The following is a 15,170-nucleotide window of genomic DNA, read 5'->3' as shown; positions in this document are numbered from 1 at the left end:
CCTTATTGACGAGCCATGCGTTGGTTGTGAGTGGGCTGAGCCTGCTCTGTTGAGCGGTATGGGTTAATATCCAAACCACCACGTCGGGTATAACGAGCGTATACCGTCAGCTTTTCAGGTTGGCAGTATTTCATCACATCGGTAAAGATACGTTCAACACATTGTTCATGAAACTCGTTGTGTTCACGGAATGACACAATATAACGAAGCAGGGCTTCTCGGTTGATCTGTTTTCCAGTGTACTGAATTTCAACACTGCCCCAGTCAGGCTGGTTGGTAATTAGGCAGTTGGACTTTAACAGGTGGCTGTGCAGGCTTTCTTCGACGATCTGCTCTGACGTAGCACCTTTAAGTAATGCGTCATCAAAGTCATAGCTCAAAATCTCGATATCTTGTTCGTCGATGCATTCGCCATCCATCGTGACGATAACCGAGTCTGTGTAATCAACCACAGAGCGTACAGTTACGCTGACTTCTTCACCAGCACACTCAGACAGATCTTTTTTCAGCGTTGCTTCGACTTCATCCCAGCTTGCAAAACGGGTTTGGTTGAAGCTGTTTAGGTAGAGCTTGAACGATTTCGACTCAATCAAGTTCTCGCTGGTGGCAGGAATTGATACTTCGCCCACCGCCACTTGTGGTAGGCCTTTTTCGTTTAGCCATGACAGCTCGTACAATGTCCAGATGTCGCAGCCTTTAAACGGCAGTTCTTCGCCCAAGTTCAGGTCATTTCTATTCAGGCTACGAGGCACTGGTTGCAGCAGAGAGGGATCATATTGGTTGGCATACTCGGTCTTTTGACCAAGAGTTAGGCCCGCTAACTCTTTTGCATCAGAATATTTGCTCATACTTAGGTTCATTTTCTATTAGAATGGCGAGAATTTTACGAAATCCCGCGACTAAAAGCGAATACTGATACCAAGCTAAGTTTGCTGTAAGCCGACGTTAGTTTGATGAATTTACCCAATTGGAGAGTCTAATGGCGGATAATGCCTTGCAAGCGTTGCTTTCATTCAGTGATAACTATCGACAGTCTCATTTAGAAAAACATGGCCGCTTACCTACCAGTGAAGAACTGGCGGATTTGGTGTCGCCATGTGTTGAAGCCAAACACGATGATTGCGTGGAGTGGAAAGCTTACCCACGAGAAACGTCCGCTGACTTTACTAATGTGGAACAGGGTATTGAGCTTACCTTACATGACGATATAAAAACATTTTATGGTTCTCAGTACAGCGCCGATATGGATGCGACTTGGAACGGCAATGAACTCACTTTATTGCAAGTATGGAATGATGACGATTTTGTTCGTTTGCAGGAAAATATATTGGGCCATTTGGTCACTCAGCGCCGTTTAAAGTTAAAACCAACGGTATTTATCGCCGCCACCGACGCAGAGCTGGATGTGATTTCGATTTGTAACCTAACGGGTAATGTTGTGCTAGAGCGTTTAGGTACAGATAAGCGAGACGTACTTGCAGAAGACCTCGCGGAATTTCTAGCCAAACTGACGCCTGTGGTGTAATCATGTACGTAGTTGAACTCCAATTTGAATGTTTTGATAACACTACCGTTTCAGCGGTAGATAAAGCGATCAATGGCTTGATGGACGCGCTGCGTTACAACGGTCAAGTGCTTGGGCGAGAATTCCCGATTGTGATGGGAGACGGGGAGTTTTTTGTTCGCGCCGTGTGCCCAGAGCAAGAAAGCTTGCACCCCAAATATCACTCGGATTTCGTCAATGTGTGCATTGGTCGTCTTGCCGAGGCTTGTTTATTGGCTCCAAAAGTTCGTTTGCTGGGCCGTGACTTAAACTCGGAAGCCTCTGCCGAAGACGAGACGCCTAGCTGGCAAGTACTGTACACGACTTATGTCCATACGTGTTCGCCACTGAGAAGTGGGGAGTCGTTGTTACCGATCCCGCTGTATCGCAATGGGCCGACTCTTAATGGTGATCACAAAGCGGTGGTGAAGTGGCAAACAGAATGGCAGGCATGTGATGAAATTCAAATGGCGGGCGCTTGTCGTGCCGAGCACGCAGCCTTGCATGAGATTTGCGATGCGGACAGTGTATTGTTTCGCCGTGGTTGGGATTTACGTGGCCGCATTGAATACGTCACCAAGATCCCGACTTACTACTATCAATACCGAGTAGGCGGAAAAAGTTTGGCTGATGAAAAAGCGCGTAAGTGTCCGAAATGTGGTGGAGAGTGGTTACTAGACGAGCCGCTGCACGACATCTTCCATTTTAAGTGCGACGACTGCCGAATTGTATCGAACATCTCTTGGGATCATATTAAGTGAATCGTTGAGGCCAAATAATCAAAGACCCGCATCATTGCGGGTCTTTTTTATTCTCTTCGTTCTCATCTAGCTTGTCGGCTGAAGGTGTTTTTGGCCTTCTATTTTTGACATTAAACTTCATTTTCGCGGTGTACTTCAACGCTGCGATATTACCGATGATCACGCTCAACACGATAACAATGATAACCCAAGGGTTAGTTAACCATTCCATCATTCCCCCTTACTGAGAGATATTGGTAATGAATTGATTGTATATGCTTTCGAGGTTGTCGAGTACCACTTCTTTGCCAATCAGAGAGCTGGCTTGGATCTGTTGATGCAACACAGCCATACTGAGCTGAGCTAAACAACTTTGCGCTGTGGCACGGTGGCTGATATGCCAGGGCTCACAAGCGACTCCGCCTTTGTCTTCTTGATATGGGAAAAAGAAACCAAAGTGAGCCAGATGTTCTTTTAACCACACGTAAAAATGCTGCTGGTGGCCAGTCAGATACTCCCATGGCTCAAGTTGCAAGTTAACACCTTGCGGCAAGCTGTCACGGTCATAGAGGTCAAAATCGGTTCCCCAATGGTGACGGCTACCGCCAGGTAATGCAGACCAGCGTAAAATCGCCAGTGCTTTTTCTTTTTCCGAGAGCGTATTTACATCCATCGCTTGGCTTTCGCTATCTAAGATAGCGGCTTCACCGGACATCTTGCGATTCCAGATCAGCATTTGCCTTTCAAAATCCCGAAAGCCGCTGGCGATGCATAAGTTAAAACCAGCTTGAGTTGCCGCTTTTTTCAGAGCTAACAAGTCGTTCGTGACTTGCGGGTGAACGAGAAACGATTTTTGCCCTACTAAAGTATCCACCAGATGGGTGGATACTTTACCTGTTAGCTGCTCAGCACTCATGCTCACGCGAGAAGATTCTCCAGTGTTTTCTGGTACATCTTGGTCAGCTTTTCTAGATCATCGATGTTTACGCACTCATTCACTTTGTGGATGGTCGCGTTGACTGGGCCTAGCTCAACGACTTGGCCGCCCATACGAGCGATGAATCGACCATCAGAGGTACCACCAGTGGTGAGCAATGCGGGTTTGGTTTGGTTAACCGCATCGACTGCGTCAACTACGGCATCTAACAAATCACCGGTATCGGTTAGGAACGGGTCACCGTTAAAGGTCCATTTTAGCTCGTAGTCCAAGTCATGCTTGTCGAGCGTTTCCGTTACACGTTTAACAATCGTGTCATTGTTAAGCTCTGTGCTAAAGCGCAGGTTGAACTGGACGTTGAACTCGCCAGGAATCACGTTTGATGCGCCTGTACCAGCGTGTACGTTCGGGATTTGGAAACTGGTCGGTGGGAAGTAGTCGTTGCCTTGGTCCCACTCGGTGGTCGCCAACTCGTGAATGGCCAACAAAGATTGATGAACCGGGTTTTTCGCTAGGTGAGGGTAAGCCACGTGACCTTGCACGCCTTTCACTGTTAAATCGCCAGTGATAGAGCCACGACGACCATTCTTCACCACGTCACCAACCACTTCAGTGCTGGAGGGTTCACCCACAATACACATATCGATGTTTTCACCGCGCTCCATTAGTGCTTCAACCACGCGCACGGTGCCATTAATGAATGGACCTTCTTCGTCGGAGGTGATCAAAAAACCAATTGAGCCTTTGTGGTCTGGATTGTCAGCGATAAATTGCTCTACCGCGACAATCATACTGGCTAGCGAGCCTTTCATATCTGCCGCGCCACGGCCGTGTAAGAAACCGTCTTTGATTGTTGGTTCAAATGGCGGCGTGTCCCACAGCTCTAACTTACCAGCAGGCACAACATCAGTGTGGCCAGCAAAAGCAAACAGAGGTGCTTCTGTACCACGACGAGCCCAGAAGTTGGTGGTATCTTCAAATACCATCACTTCAATTTCAAAACCGAGTGCTTTCAGGCGCTCAATCATTGCGTCTTGGCAGCCTGCATCTTCAGGGGTTACTGATTGGCGGCTGATTAAATATTTTGCGAGAGCCAGAGTCGGGCTGTCTGTCATCCTTGAAATCCTTACGAAAAATTAAGAGAAAATAGCGGCATATTGATCGGCTTTGAAACCTAGATGGTAATCGTTACCGTTAACCAGAATAGGGCGTTTGATCATCGCTGGCTGTTCAACCAACAGCTCGATTGCATTCGCTTCATTCAGATTGTCTTTTTGTTCTTGAGTCAGTTGGCGATAAGTTGTGCCGCGTTTGTTAAGTACATTTTCCCAGCCTAACTGTTGGCAAAATGTCTCCACCATTGCTTTGTCTATGCCTTGTTTACGGTAGTCGTGAAATTGATAGTCCACGCCTTCTGCTTCGAGCCATTTTTTGGCTTTTTTGATCGTGTCGCAGTTGGGGATGCCGTACATGGTGATTGTCATAAATAACCCTTTGGAAAAGTGACTTAGTTTGTATTTTTGTTATTTCAGCATCCTATCAGGAACTATGAAGAGAGACAAAAGTGCGACTGATATATTTCAGTTCGCAAATAAAATGCTGCGTGGCTGCCGAGGAATGTAGAGTTATTGATCAAACGCAACGCACGGTGGTGGAAAAGAGAAATAATGGCCTTAGAAATTTATAGGAGGTATCAATGGAATTGAGTCCTGTTTTTGCAAGGCGATTATATCTAGCACTACTTGTTGAAAGTTTAGAAAGACCCAACGTGCCCAAACTGATTGAAAAAACGGGCTGGCCACGTCGAACCATTCAAGATGTGATTAAAGCATTGCCGGGAATAGGCATTGAGTTGATGTTTGTTCAAGACGGGCGTCGACATAACGATGGTTACTATCAGCTTTCTGATTGGGGGCCATTTGATAGCCAATGGGTTATTGATAGGGAGTCTGATATTGCTGCAAGTTTGGGGTTTAATGTTCGAGCCATTTAGCCTCTGCTGACTGGTATCTCCTACGATTAGTCTCCCATCACAAGACAGCATAAAAATCGCACTAAGGTTATTGGTGCGATTTTTTATTATTGAAGCAATAAGTTTGCTTTGTAGTGGCTTACTGGTTTTGCATAATGTAAACCGCGAATCCTATCCAACTAATGACTAATAATGCCCACGGTAAGATAGCGTTCTTTGATTGCTCGTTTTCTTGCAGTTGATGCTCAGGCGGGGTGTTTTCTATCGTCTCTTGTTCTGAACGTTTGGTTCTTTGCGCTTTTTTCTTCGCTCTATCGGCCTGACGCGCTTTTTCTTTTTGCTGTTTCTTGTACAGAGCGATACCTTTTTCGATACCTTGAGAAATCAGCTTCGTTTGTTCTTTCGTTTGGCCTGGCTTCTGCGTGGCTTTGGCAATCTTCATTGCTTCCTGCTGAGTTTCTTGAGATGGAATAACCTTTTTCTTCATCATGTGATAACTATTGCTGGATCAAAGATATAGCTATCGTACCACGATATACTGTTTTCTTAATCGAGAAATACCACAGAGGCTGACTCCATGAACAAAGTTGTCATTGCTGGCGTTGCGTTGGCGATACCGGTATTTCTGTGGTTACGCGGTACGCCGCCGGAAGAGGTGGTGCTAGAAAGTCGCGCACTAAGCCACGATCAGCAGATGCAGGATATTCAAGCCAAGCTTAAGCAAGATCCGAATCAAGCTGAGCTGTGGTTTCAACTCGGCCACGGGTACTTGAACGAGCAGGACTTTAAATCCGCATTGACCTGTTTTGATTACGCCCTGCGGCTAAGTGATCAACCTACCGCGAGCCAATTCGCCGCGAAAGCCACCGCACTCTACTATTTGAATAAGCAACAAATGACGGCAACGGTTACCGATCTTTTGCAGCAGGCGTTGGCCTTGGACAGCGCTAATCTCACGGCCTTGTCATTGATTGCCAACGACCATTTTGTCAGCTCTCGCTATCAGCAAGCGATTGACGTTTGGACGCAGATGCTCGACTCACAGCATCGAGATTTAGACCGAGTGTCGATTATTCACTCACTCAATCAAGCTAAACAGTTGTTGAAATAAAAGTATTCCAAAACAAAAGATAAAAAAGCCAGCGAATTGCTGGCTTTTTACGCTACTCATATGAGTACCTATTGATAGCTGGCTTCACGTTTCTCTGCCGCTTTTTCCCATTCAGGAACGACGGTTTCTAAGAAGTGTTTTTTCTCGGCATTCATCTTATCCATATCCATCCCCAACGCTTGTTGCGCTTTCTCTTTGGTCGAGATGTCAGGCAATTCTACCACTTCAGTAATGCCTTTGGTGGCGAGTAGGCGAACCAGCTTAGTTCGTGCATCTGCCGCTCTGTCTACTGCTGTACCTAGCACTTCCAATGCTACTTCCGGCGCGTGCATATGTACGCCGTGAGAAGCAATAGCGTAGTCCCAACGCCATTGCGCGTGGCGGATGTCTTGCAGAATATCAGACATTTCTGCTTCGGTTGCACCGGCATCCCAAGCTGCGCCAGCTTCAAAGTGAGCGGCGACGATCTGCTTCTCTGCGGTTCGCTTCATGTTAAGGACTTGAGCTTTACGTGAAGAGACGATTTCACGCAATTGGTCTTTCGACTGAGTATGACAGTTGGCACACGTGTCTTCGAAGCGGTCAAAAGGATTGCCGACTTTATGGTCGGTGTACACAGTACCGTCTTCTTTGGTCACTTTCGGCATATGGCAGTCGACACACACCACTTTGTTTTTACCGTGGATGCCTGCTCGCCATGTTTCGTAGCCCGGGTGTTGCGCTTTCAACATCGGGGCTTTCGATACTTTGTGCGTCCAGTCTTTAAAGTTAAGCGCATCGTAGTACTTTTCCATGTCGTCTACGCTGGTGCCCATATCCCAAGGGAATTTCACCCCTTTAGTTGGGCCCGTGAAGTAGTACTCGACGTGACATTGACCACACACAGACGCTTGTTGATCCAAGCGTGATTGTTTGTCGAAAGGTTTGTCGATCGCTTGGAATGCGCGCTCAACATATGGCTTCGCCAGCGCAAGTGCGGGCTCCCCATTTTTGAATGCTTCACTGCGGGTATCATGACAGTCCGCACAACCGATTGGATTGACGATTTGGTCACCTAAGCGCGCCCATTTACCTTCGAAATAGCCATCTTCACCACGCTCTTCTATTACGCGGCCAACATCCGGGCTTTTACAGCTCCAGCACGCCATTGGCATTGGGCCTGAGTTTTCATCCGTTGGACCGCCGGTACGCAAAGTTTGTCGCACATCATCGATAGCGTAAAAGTGTCCGCGTGCCTTGTTATAGTCCTTCGCAAAGCCATAACCCGCCCACATGATGACCATGTTTGGATCTTCGGCTAATGCATCTTCGATATGTTCACTCTCAGATGTTGCTTTCCAAGAGTGATACTGATCAGGGTGATCTTGTTCGTACGCTTGGTTACGTGGGTCGATTAAGCCTTTTTCCTCTGACGCAGCTAAGCTGCTGGTGCTCATTACTGAGCTGACCAACAATATCATTGCCGCTGCGGATTTTGGTATCCAGTGCAATTGTTTCACAGTGCTATCTCCATGATTCTGATTTTTATAAACAGCGTTGTGAACTGGCTATATCAAAATAAAGAATTGGAGAACTGTTTTAAATTCTAATTAATAGGTTAGAACAAAATAAGAGGCTAAGAATTAATCATTGCTTTAGATCAATTTTGAAATGTGACTTATGCCAAATTTAATTTTATATACCTCTAAAGGGGTAGTTGTTATATCAAGGTGTTAGACAATTTTGTTTATTAATAATCAAGCATTTAATGTTAATGACCTTGCTACGTAAAGGTGATAGAGATCGATTTTTAGACACGTTTATCTACCTCTTAAGAGTCATAAGAGTAATATGTTTATTGAAGCGTTGTGGCTTATTCAAAATAAGAATTGATCTCATTTGTTGCTATTTAAAAGTGGTGACAGAGGGTATTAATTTTTTACCGGAACATTGTGTTTATTGAGATGAATATAGCGTTTATTTCGATAAATATAATTCCGGAATAAGGAAAGGATAATATGGGCAATATAAAGTTGGCCATAGTCATAATGCTGAAATCACTTCTCGCATTCTGCCTCTATGGTTATTCTCTTCATGCCGTTGCCGACACTTCAAGCTTGCAATCTGAAGGCCAAAACGCTCGCCATGAAGTCACTCTTATCCGTGACAAGGACTATAAATGTGTCCAATGTCATAAGGATGCCAAAGAAACGTTACAAGGCTCTCATGGCGAAGATACGCACAAGATCCTTGGTCGTGAAGTCAATTGTACCGAATGTCATAACAACATAGGTCCGGACCACCGTGAAGGTGCGCCTAAAGTCACTAAGTACTCTAGCGCGCAATCGCAGCAAGGTACGGACAAAGTGTTCTTAGACCCATCCGAGATACTCAAAGCGAACAGTCAGTGTACCGATTGTCACCAGCCAAAATACTTGCGCGAAGACAACTGGACACACGACGTGCATGCACAAAATCTGACTTGTTCGAACTGTCATGATGTTCACGCCAGTAAAACCAAAGTGCTGAGCTTAGACCGTAAGTCTCAGATAAAACTGTGCGTGGATTGCCACTCTGACTTTAATCAAAACAAAAAGGAGGAGTGAGATGAGTTGTTCTAGACGAAATTTCATTGCGGGCACTGGTGCACTGATTTTTACCACAGGTGTCGCAGGTACTGCGGTTTTGAATAGCCGTAAGACGCTCGCCAATGTCGAGCTGGTGGGTGAAAAACGTTACGGCATGATCCATGATGAAACCGCGTGTATTGGCTGTACGGCTTGTACCGAAGCGTGTCGTGAAGTGAATAATGTGCCGGAAGGCGTGTCGCGCTTAGAGATCATTCGCAGTGAGCCACAAGGCGAGTTTCCTGATGTTGATTACCGTTTTACCCGTAAATCTTGCCAACATTGTGAAAATCCACCTTGTGTTTATGTTTGCCCTACAGGCGCTGCATACAAAGACGAAGAAACCGGCATTATCGACGTTCATCAAGAGAAATGTGTTGGTTGTGGTTACTGCTTAGCCGCGTGTCCTTATCAAGTACGTTTCTTTAACCCTGAAAACAAATCAGCGGATAAATGTAACTTCTGTCGAGACACCAATTTGGCACAAGGCAAACTGCCGGCGTGTGTTGAATCTTGTCCGACCAAAGCACTGACGTTTGGTGACCTCAACGATCCTGAGAGCGAAATCAATCGCGTGCTGAAGACGGAAGTAGTGTATCGCGACAAAGTCCACTTAGGCACCAAACCTAAGTTGTACAAAATTCCTCATCAGAAAGGGGAGGTGTAGTCATGAACGGATTTGAAAGTGCATTCCACTTTGACTCTCTGGTTTGGGATTGGATCATTGCGATCTACCTATTTTTAGCGGGTATGTCTGCTGGCGCAGTGATGATCGGTATCTACCTTAAACGCAAAGTGATTGAAGGTGACCCAGCCAACAACGGTATTTTAAAGGCCGTCGCTTGGTTAGCGCCTTTCGGTATTATCGTTGGCTTGTTGATTTTGGTGTTCCACTTAACCAAACCCCTCGAGTTTTGGAAGATCATGATTTACTACAACCCAACTTCTGTAATGTCGATGGGTGTGGTGTTGTTCCAAGTCTACATGGCAGTACTGTTTGTCTGGATTGGCGTGATTTTCCGTCATCAGATCATCAACTTCTGCGAAGGCAAACTGCCTGGTGGACTGCTCAACTTTGTCGATACGATTTTGCTCAAAGCGAAAAACGTCAACAATTTGCTTGAGCTGTTCTTAGGCTTTTTGGCGATTGTGCTGGCCGCCTACACCGGCTTCCTGTTGTCCGCGCTAAAAACTTATCCAATGCTCAATAACCCGGTATTGCCGATCTTATTCTTGTTCTCGAGTTTATCGTCTGGTGCTGCGGCGTGTTTGCTGTTTGGTATTTTAGTTTTTAAAGAGTCGGCGAGCAGTCCAAGTGTCTCTTGGGTGCATGGCTTCGAGCGTCCGGTGGTGTTGTTTGAGTTGTTTGTCTTAGTGACGTTCTTCACAGGGCTGATTTTCAGTGGCGGGCAAAACGAAGCGGCGGCGTGGAACGCGATCGGTGGCGGTTTCTGGTCGAACTGGTTCTGGTTTGGCGTCGTGTTGGTGGGGATGTTATTACCACTGACGCTCAATGCTGTTTCACCGAAAGAAGTACGTCATAACGGCGGCTACATCTTTGTTGTGACCATGCTGAGCTTGTTTGGGGTATTGATGCTACGTACCTTTATCTTGTACGCCGGACAAATGACGGTCGTATAACTATGTTAGGGGAGTCGGGACTTTTAGCTTTGGTACTGATCGCGCTGCTCAGCAGTTTGAGTTTTGCGTATTACGGTTGGTGCCGCTTTCAAGCCAAGAGTTCTGGTGCTTCCCTTACCTTCATTTCTAGGTTGAACGCGGTGTTTGCGACGTTCAGCCTTGCTGTATTAGCCAGTCTGTTTCTCAGTGACCAATTCCAGTTTGCCTACGTTGCTGCGCATTCTAACTCGGCGTTACCACCGTTTTTTAAGTTTGCTGCGGTTTGGGGCGGCCACGAAGGGTCAATGCTGTTTTGGGTGTTTACCCTTTGTTTGTGGTCTGGGTTGATATCACTTCATTCTCTGCATCAGTCCCGTTACTTTCAAAACGTGTTGTGGGTAATGAGTGGTTTTGTCGCCGCTTTTGCTTGGTTTACTCTTTTGGCGTCCAATCCGTTTTCTTATGCAGAGTTGTTTGTCACTGAAGGACGAGATTTAAATCCGATGTTGCAAGATATCGGACTGATCTTTCATCCCCCTTTACTCTATCTCGGCTATATTGGTTTTTCGACGGTGTTGGCGTTTGCCCTTGCGGCGCTGCTAGACAACCAGTACGACCATCGCTGGGTAGAATACTGTCGAACTTGGGCGATTTCGGCGTGGATGCTACTGACTCTTGGGATCTTGATAGGCTCTTGGTGGGCATACAACGAACTCGGTTGGGGCGGCTGGTGGTTCTGGGACCCGGTAGAGAATGCCTCATTGTTGCCTTGGCTGACGGGCAGCGCTCTGCTGCATTCACTGCTTGCTTCTGTGCGTCACCAACAACTGAAACTTTGGTCGTTGAGCCTCGCGTTGGTGACGTTTTGTTTAAGTATTCTCGGCACGTTTATTGTTCGCTCAGGCGTGTTGACGTCGGTGCATGCTTTCGCGGTTGACCCGACCAAGGGTGTTGCGTTGTTAGCTATCTTGGCCGTGACACTGCTGTGTTCATTTATTTTGCTGTTTAAACACGCCGACAGGATCAAAAGTGCTCGATTTAACGCTATTGCAAGTCGTGGTTACGCGGTTTTTCTCGCGACGGGTTTGTTTTGTGTTGCCACCTTTACTGTGTTCCTCGGCACCTTTTACCCGATGATTTATGAGCTACTTGGGTTAGGCGCAATTTCGGTCGGCGCGCCGTATTTCAATACGTTGATGTTGCCTTTGACGATTGGCGCACTGCTACTCATGGGCATCGTACCTTATCTCAAGTGGCGTAAAGGGGCGTTGTTTTCCCTGCGTAATCTCGTCTTGGTTTGGTTGGTTTCAATCACTGTGGGTATCGGCTGTTATCTTGCGCAGGTGAAAGATTGGCAGGCTGTTGTCGCTTTGGTATGGGGCTTAGCGGCTTGGGTGGTTAGTTCGCATTTGTATCTGTTGTGGCGTTACCGTCGTTTGAGTTTTATGGTGCTAGCCCATATCGGTATCGCGACGTTATGTGTTGGCGCAGCGATGAACGGTTACCACTCCTATGAGCTGAATAGGAAAATGGCGCCAGAAACCAGTGTTGATATCGATAACTTCCGCGTGGAGTATCAAGAAACCCTCTGGTACGTTGGTCCTAACTATACCGCCGAACAAGCGAGTATTCGTTTCAGTTTCGAGCAAGGGCAGGTATTTGTCGTCAAACCAGAGCGGCGTCATTACCAAGTTCGGGTGATGAACATGAGCGAACCCGCGATTTATTCGACTTGGCACGGTGACTACTATGTCACACTTGGCGCAAAGGTTGATAGCCAGTCCTACGCGGTAAAAATACAATATCGAGCCTATATCCTGTGGATTTGGTGCGGGGCTTTGTTGATCATTTTCGGCGCATTGCTGCCACTACTGAAACAAGTCTCTGTGCTGACAACGAGAGCATCGCATGGCGCTATTCAAGAATCGTAAAGTCTTCATTTTCATTTTGTTAGTTATTGGTTTGGTGGGGTTTCTGCTTGCTGGGCTGCAATCTGAGTCAAACGGTAACCGCAGCCAAACGGTGGTGCGCACTTTCCCCGTGGTTTCAACTACGCTACTGAATGGTCAGTCAATCGAGAGTGTGAACTCATTACTAGATAACGAATACCAGTTAGTGAATGTTTGGGCGTCTTGGTGTGGGATCTGTAAATCGGAGCATTCATATCTAATGACGCTAGCACAGAGTGGTGTGCCTATTATCGGTCTCAACTACCGTGACCAGCAATTGGCGGCGACTGGCTACTTAAAAGATGCGGGCAATCCCTACGATGAAATCATCTACGACCCGAAAGGGCAGTTGAGTATCGAACTCGGTGTGGTGGGTACGCCCGAAACCTATTTAGTTAATGCCAGCGGTGAGGTCATTTATAAACACTATGGTAAGTTGACCGAAAAGGCATGGCAGAAGCGTTTTGCCCGCTACTTTGAACAGGACATGACGCTATGAATCGAGTCATCTGTTTACTAATGTTGGTGCTAGTCAGTCCGTTCAGTTTTGCTCAGTCGAGTCAAAGCGAGATATTTGCCGCGCCAGATAGTGAATTGGAACGACAAGTCGAACTGTTCGAGTTTAAAACCCCTAAGTTACAACAAACAGCAATCGAGCTCGCGAAGTCATTGCGTTGTCCTCAGTGCCAAAACCAAAACTTAGTTGAGTCAAATTCACCACTGGCGAAAGACTTACGTTTGATTGTTTTTAATAAGATCAACAGCGGTGAGGGCGAGCAGCAAGTGATCGACTTTATGACCGCAAGATACGGTGAGTTTGTCCTCTATAAGCCGAGCTTTACCTGGAAAAACGCCTTGTTGTGGGGTTTGCCAGTGTTATTGCTGGTGGCGTTTCTATTGGTCTCTTTCAAATCAGTAGGTAAGACAGAGCGAGAATAAAGCCTCTGTGTGACATCGCTCTGTTGTTGGTCAATTGTTCCTTTTCTAACAAAATACTACTCGTATTTTTTGTTCATTCAGTTACATTGAAACCCATTGGTATTGATGGTTGTGGCAGTAAGTGCGGTATTCTCTTGAACAATATGACAAACATGGTTTCCTAAAAGCGCCCAAATGGTTGTGGTTAGGGTGGTTGTTCATGGCGAAAGCGTGGGTGGTGTTTATTGTCGCAGGTGCCAGTCGTGAGAGCGGTAGCAAGATCCTTAATATCGTCTATCCTGATCACTCGATGCTCTACCTTGGCCTCGCGATGGGCGTTCCCAGCATCATGTTAATGTGGCTGATCAGTTTACGCAGCCCAGAACGAAAATGGGTTAACTGGATAGTAAAATGGGGAAAAGGCATCACTCTCCTAACGGTGTTACTGCAGTTTAGCCAGGGCGTCTATCATGTTTACCTAGAACAAGGCGCGTTTAGTTGGGCCAATGGTGTGACTATGCTGGTACTACTTTGGTTTGGGTTGTACACATATCAAAGTCGCAGTGTGAAAGACACGTTTAAAAACCCAGCCGTCAATTGATGCAGAAAAATCTCTATTGTTAGAATGAATGCGTGGAAGAGAAGTGAATAAATTGTCTGGATAATTCAGAGTTCTTTAGATTTGCCAATTCAGTCGGGTAGATGAAGAGTTCTTACTTATACAGACTGGTAATACAATGTGAGGAAAAATAATGTCTAACCCTCAAAGTGCAATTCTTCCAGAAGCGGGTCCATTCGCTCAGTACACACTGCTTAAAGTCACGCAGAACCCACAGGTTGTTCTAGAGCAGTTACAGGCGTTGCCACAGCTGGTAGCGGAACTGAATGACAGCCAGCCAGGTGCAAACTTGGCGATATCAATAGCCTTTACCAAATCTTTTTGGGGCCAACTGAATGTTGATATGCCTGCAGAGCTGATTGACTTCCCGGTATTAGGTGAGGGCGATATTACAGCGCCGAGTACCGATGTGGATGTGTTGCTTCATATCCATTCAAATCGTCATGACCTGCATTTTTACTTACTGCGCAAGTTTATGTCGTCTGTGGCGGATAACGTAACCATTGTTGATGAAACAAACTCATATCGCTTTTTGGATGCGCGTGATATGACGGACTTTATCGATGGCACCGAAAACCCGAAAGATGCGCAGAGAGAAGAAGTGGCTATTATTCCTGGCGGTGAATTTGCTGGTGGTAGTTACGTGATGCTTCAGCGTTTCATTCATAACTTACCTGCTTGGAACCGCTTGAGCGTATCTGCGCAAGAAAAGGTGATCGGCCGTACGAAGCCAGATTCAATTGAACTTGATGACGTACCCGCCGCGTCACACGTTGGCCGTGTCGATATTAAAGAAGAAGGCAAAGGCCTTAAAATTGTGCGTCATAGCTTGCCATACGGGAGCGTGTCTGGTGACCACGGCCTGCTTTTTATCGCTTACTGTAATACGCTACATAACTTTAAAGCGATGCTAGAGAGCATGTACGGCGTTACCGATGGTAAAACCGACCAGTTACTTCGTTTTACTCAAGCCGTTACAGGCGCGTACTTCTTTGCTCCTTCCGCCGATATGCTGCAAAGTCTACAGATGAAGTAGTCACTTAACACGATAGTAAAAGCCGAGCGCACCAAGCTCGGCTTTTTTACGTTTTACACTAAAGAAATAAAGACATGGCCGATATACAAGATAATCCACTAAAGGAACATCACTGAATA

Annotated in this window: 19 protein-coding genes; 12 read left to right on the top strand and 7 right to left on the bottom strand. The window is 46.3% G+C overall.

The genetic code is table 11. The features are described 5' to 3' along the window. Positions 1–2 precede the first annotated feature (2 nt). Positions 3–848: an NADPH-dependent 7-cyano-7-deazaguanine reductase QueF gene (gene queF, locus VNE01S_RS07055; protein ID WP_053395171.1), complete on the bottom strand. Its 846-nt coding sequence runs from the start codon at positions 846–848 to the stop codon at positions 3–5. A gap of 131 nt (positions 849–979) precedes the next feature. Here queF and syd point away from each other — a divergent pair, with 131 nt between their 5' ends. Beyond that, positions 980–1,525 carry a SecY-interacting protein gene (gene syd / locus VNE01S_RS07050; protein WP_053395170.1) on the top strand — a complete coding sequence of 182 codons (546 nt, stop codon included), beginning with the start codon at positions 980–982 and terminating at the stop codon, positions 1,523–1,525. A 2-nt stretch (positions 1,526–1,527) separates the two neighbouring features. Continuing rightward, entirely contained in the window at positions 1,528–2,304 is a 777-nt protein-coding gene (locus tag VNE01S_RS07045) for a Zn-ribbon-containing protein (protein WP_053395169.1), read from the top strand. Positions 2,305–2,335: 31 nt separating this feature from the next. On the opposite strand, the gene VNE01S_RS07040 is transcribed toward VNE01S_RS07045, so the two are convergent. From VNE01S_RS07040 to VNE01S_RS07025, 4 genes are read right to left on the bottom strand one after another with little or no spacing between them, the layout of a single operon-like run. After that, positions 2,336–2,518 (bottom strand): DUF2897 family protein, encoded by a 183-nt coding sequence (locus tag VNE01S_RS07040; protein ID WP_156309835.1) that lies wholly within the window; start codon positions 2,516–2,518, stop codon positions 2,336–2,338. Positions 2,519–2,524: 6 nt separating this feature from the next. Beyond that, positions 2,525–3,199: a M15 family metallopeptidase gene (locus tag VNE01S_RS07035; RefSeq protein WP_053395167.1), complete on the bottom strand. Its 675-nt coding sequence runs from the start codon at positions 3,197–3,199 to the stop codon at positions 2,525–2,527. A 2-nt stretch (positions 3,200–3,201) separates the two neighbouring features. Beyond that, positions 3,202–4,335 (bottom strand): succinyl-diaminopimelate desuccinylase, encoded by a 1,134-nt coding sequence (gene dapE, locus VNE01S_RS07030; protein WP_053395166.1) that lies wholly within the window; start codon positions 4,333–4,335, stop codon positions 3,202–3,204. Positions 4,336–4,356: 21 nt separating this feature from the next. Then, the gene (locus tag VNE01S_RS07025) at positions 4,357–4,704 is read right to left on the bottom strand and encodes an ArsC family reductase (RefSeq protein ID WP_053395165.1); all 348 of its coding nucleotides are present in this window, start codon (positions 4,702–4,704) and stop codon (positions 4,357–4,359) included. A gap of 212 nt (positions 4,705–4,916) precedes the next feature. On the opposite strand from VNE01S_RS07025, the gene VNE01S_RS07020 reads away from it, so the two are divergent. Beyond that, a complete protein-coding gene (locus VNE01S_RS07020) occupies positions 4,917–5,213 on the top strand; it encodes a winged helix-turn-helix domain-containing protein (RefSeq protein WP_053395164.1) in 297 nt (98 codons plus the stop codon). Between the two features lie 118 nt (positions 5,214–5,331). Here VNE01S_RS07020 and VNE01S_RS07015 read toward each other — a convergent pair whose 3' ends face one another. Then, positions 5,332–5,679, bottom strand: a complete 348-nt coding sequence (locus tag VNE01S_RS07015) for a DUF2956 domain-containing protein (RefSeq protein ID WP_053395353.1) — start codon at positions 5,677–5,679, stop codon at positions 5,332–5,334. Between the two features lie 90 nt (positions 5,680–5,769). On the opposite strand from VNE01S_RS07015, the gene VNE01S_RS07010 reads away from it, so the two are divergent. After that, positions 5,770–6,303 (top strand): TPR domain-containing protein, encoded by a 534-nt coding sequence (locus VNE01S_RS07010; RefSeq protein WP_053395163.1) that lies wholly within the window; start codon positions 5,770–5,772, stop codon positions 6,301–6,303. A gap of 68 nt (positions 6,304–6,371) precedes the next feature. Here the strand turns inward: VNE01S_RS07010 and nrfA are convergent, their stop codons facing one another. Beyond that, positions 6,372–7,763, bottom strand: a complete 1,392-nt coding sequence (gene nrfA, locus VNE01S_RS07005) for an ammonia-forming nitrite reductase cytochrome c552 subunit (RefSeq protein WP_174522329.1) — start codon at positions 7,761–7,763, stop codon at positions 6,372–6,374. 537 nt (positions 7,764–8,300) lie between these two features. Here nrfA and nrfB point away from each other — a divergent pair. The 8 genes from nrfB to VNE01S_RS06965 all read left to right on the top strand — a co-directional run bounded on the left by nrfB (position 8,301) and on the right by VNE01S_RS06965 (position 15,051). Next, a complete protein-coding gene (gene nrfB, locus VNE01S_RS07000; RefSeq protein WP_053395161.1) occupies positions 8,301–8,888 on the top strand; it encodes a cytochrome c nitrite reductase pentaheme subunit in 588 nt (195 codons plus the stop codon). A gap of 1 nt (position 8,889) precedes the next feature. After that, positions 8,890–9,576: a cytochrome c nitrite reductase Fe-S protein gene (gene nrfC, locus VNE01S_RS06995; RefSeq protein ID WP_053395160.1), complete on the top strand. Its 687-nt coding sequence runs from the start codon at positions 8,890–8,892 to the stop codon at positions 9,574–9,576. A 2-nt stretch (positions 9,577–9,578) separates the two neighbouring features. Then, on the top strand, positions 9,579–10,550 hold the full coding sequence (gene nrfD / locus VNE01S_RS06990) for a cytochrome c nitrite reductase subunit NrfD (RefSeq protein WP_053395159.1): 972 nt from the start codon (positions 9,579–9,581) through the stop codon (positions 10,548–10,550). Between the two features lie 2 nt (positions 10,551–10,552). Further along, complete coding sequence (locus tag VNE01S_RS06985) at positions 10,553–12,460, top strand: heme lyase CcmF/NrfE family subunit (protein WP_053395158.1); 1,908 nt, start codon at positions 10,553–10,555, stop codon at positions 12,458–12,460. Beyond that, positions 12,438–12,977, top strand: coding sequence for a DsbE family thiol:disulfide interchange protein (locus VNE01S_RS06980; RefSeq protein ID WP_053395157.1), 540 nt, complete (start codon positions 12,438–12,440; stop codon positions 12,975–12,977). Before VNE01S_RS06985 ends, VNE01S_RS06980 begins: the two co-directional genes overlap by 23 nt. Then, on the top strand, positions 12,974–13,417 hold the full coding sequence (locus VNE01S_RS06975; RefSeq protein ID WP_053395156.1) for a cytochrome c-type biogenesis protein CcmH: 444 nt from the start codon (positions 12,974–12,976) through the stop codon (positions 13,415–13,417). The genes VNE01S_RS06980 and VNE01S_RS06975 overlap by 4 nt, the downstream gene beginning before the upstream one ends. A 121-nt stretch (positions 13,418–13,538) precedes the next feature. Then, positions 13,539–13,997 carry a DUF2919 domain-containing protein gene (locus VNE01S_RS06970; protein ID WP_053395155.1) on the top strand — a complete coding sequence of 153 codons (459 nt, stop codon included), beginning with the start codon at positions 13,539–13,541 and terminating at the stop codon, positions 13,995–13,997. Positions 13,998–14,148: 151 nt separating this feature from the next. Beyond that, entirely contained in the window at positions 14,149–15,051 is a 903-nt protein-coding gene (locus VNE01S_RS06965) for a Dyp-type peroxidase (RefSeq protein ID WP_053395154.1), read from the top strand. Positions 15,052–15,170 lie beyond the last annotated feature (119 nt).

Origin of the sequence: Vibrio nereis NBRC 15637 (assembly GCF_001591105.1) — a bacterium.
In the GTDB taxonomy this organism is placed as follows: domain Bacteria; phylum Pseudomonadota; class Gammaproteobacteria; order Enterobacterales; family Vibrionaceae; genus Vibrio; species Vibrio nereis.
The sequence above is the reverse complement of the archived record's forward strand: the minus strand, read 5'-3'. Positions and strand labels throughout refer to the sequence as shown.

Coding starts and splice junctions, on each gene's coding strand:
- queF (WP_053395171.1), bottom strand. CDS start 848: ATGAGCAAATATTCTGATGCAAAAGAGTTAGCGGGCCTAACTCTTGGT.
- syd (WP_053395170.1), top strand. CDS start 980: ATGGCGGATAATGCCTTGCAAGCGTTGCTTTCATTCAGTGATAACTAT.
- VNE01S_RS07045 (WP_053395169.1), top strand. CDS start 1,528: ATGTACGTAGTTGAACTCCAATTTGAATGTTTTGATAACACTACCGTT.
- VNE01S_RS07040 (WP_156309835.1), bottom strand. CDS start 2,518: ATGATGGAATGGTTAACTAACCCTTGGGTTATCATTGTTATCGTGTTG.
- VNE01S_RS07035 (WP_053395167.1), bottom strand. CDS start 3,199: ATGAGTGCTGAGCAGCTAACAGGTAAAGTATCCACCCATCTGGTGGAT.
- dapE (WP_053395166.1), bottom strand. CDS start 4,335: ATGACAGACAGCCCGACTCTGGCTCTCGCAAAATATTTAATCAGCCGC.
- VNE01S_RS07025 (WP_053395165.1), bottom strand. CDS start 4,704: ATGACAATCACCATGTACGGCATCCCCAACTGCGACACGATCAAAAAA.
- VNE01S_RS07020 (WP_053395164.1), top strand. CDS start 4,917: ATGGAATTGAGTCCTGTTTTTGCAAGGCGATTATATCTAGCACTACTT.
- VNE01S_RS07015 (WP_053395353.1), bottom strand. CDS start 5,679: ATGAAGAAAAAGGTTATTCCATCTCAAGAAACTCAGCAGGAAGCAATG.
- VNE01S_RS07010 (WP_053395163.1), top strand. CDS start 5,770: ATGAACAAAGTTGTCATTGCTGGCGTTGCGTTGGCGATACCGGTATTT.
- nrfA (WP_174522329.1), bottom strand. CDS start 7,763: ATGATATTGTTGGTCAGCTCAGTAATGAGCACCAGCAGCTTAGCTGCG.
- nrfB (WP_053395161.1), top strand. CDS start 8,301: ATGGGCAATATAAAGTTGGCCATAGTCATAATGCTGAAATCACTTCTC.
- nrfC (WP_053395160.1), top strand. CDS start 8,890: ATGAGTTGTTCTAGACGAAATTTCATTGCGGGCACTGGTGCACTGATT.
- nrfD (WP_053395159.1), top strand. CDS start 9,579: ATGAACGGATTTGAAAGTGCATTCCACTTTGACTCTCTGGTTTGGGAT.
- VNE01S_RS06985 (WP_053395158.1), top strand. CDS start 10,553: ATGTTAGGGGAGTCGGGACTTTTAGCTTTGGTACTGATCGCGCTGCTC.
- VNE01S_RS06980 (WP_053395157.1), top strand. CDS start 12,438: ATGGCGCTATTCAAGAATCGTAAAGTCTTCATTTTCATTTTGTTAGTT.
- VNE01S_RS06975 (WP_053395156.1), top strand. CDS start 12,974: ATGAATCGAGTCATCTGTTTACTAATGTTGGTGCTAGTCAGTCCGTTC.
- VNE01S_RS06965 (WP_053395154.1), top strand. CDS start 14,149: ATGTCTAACCCTCAAAGTGCAATTCTTCCAGAAGCGGGTCCATTCGCT.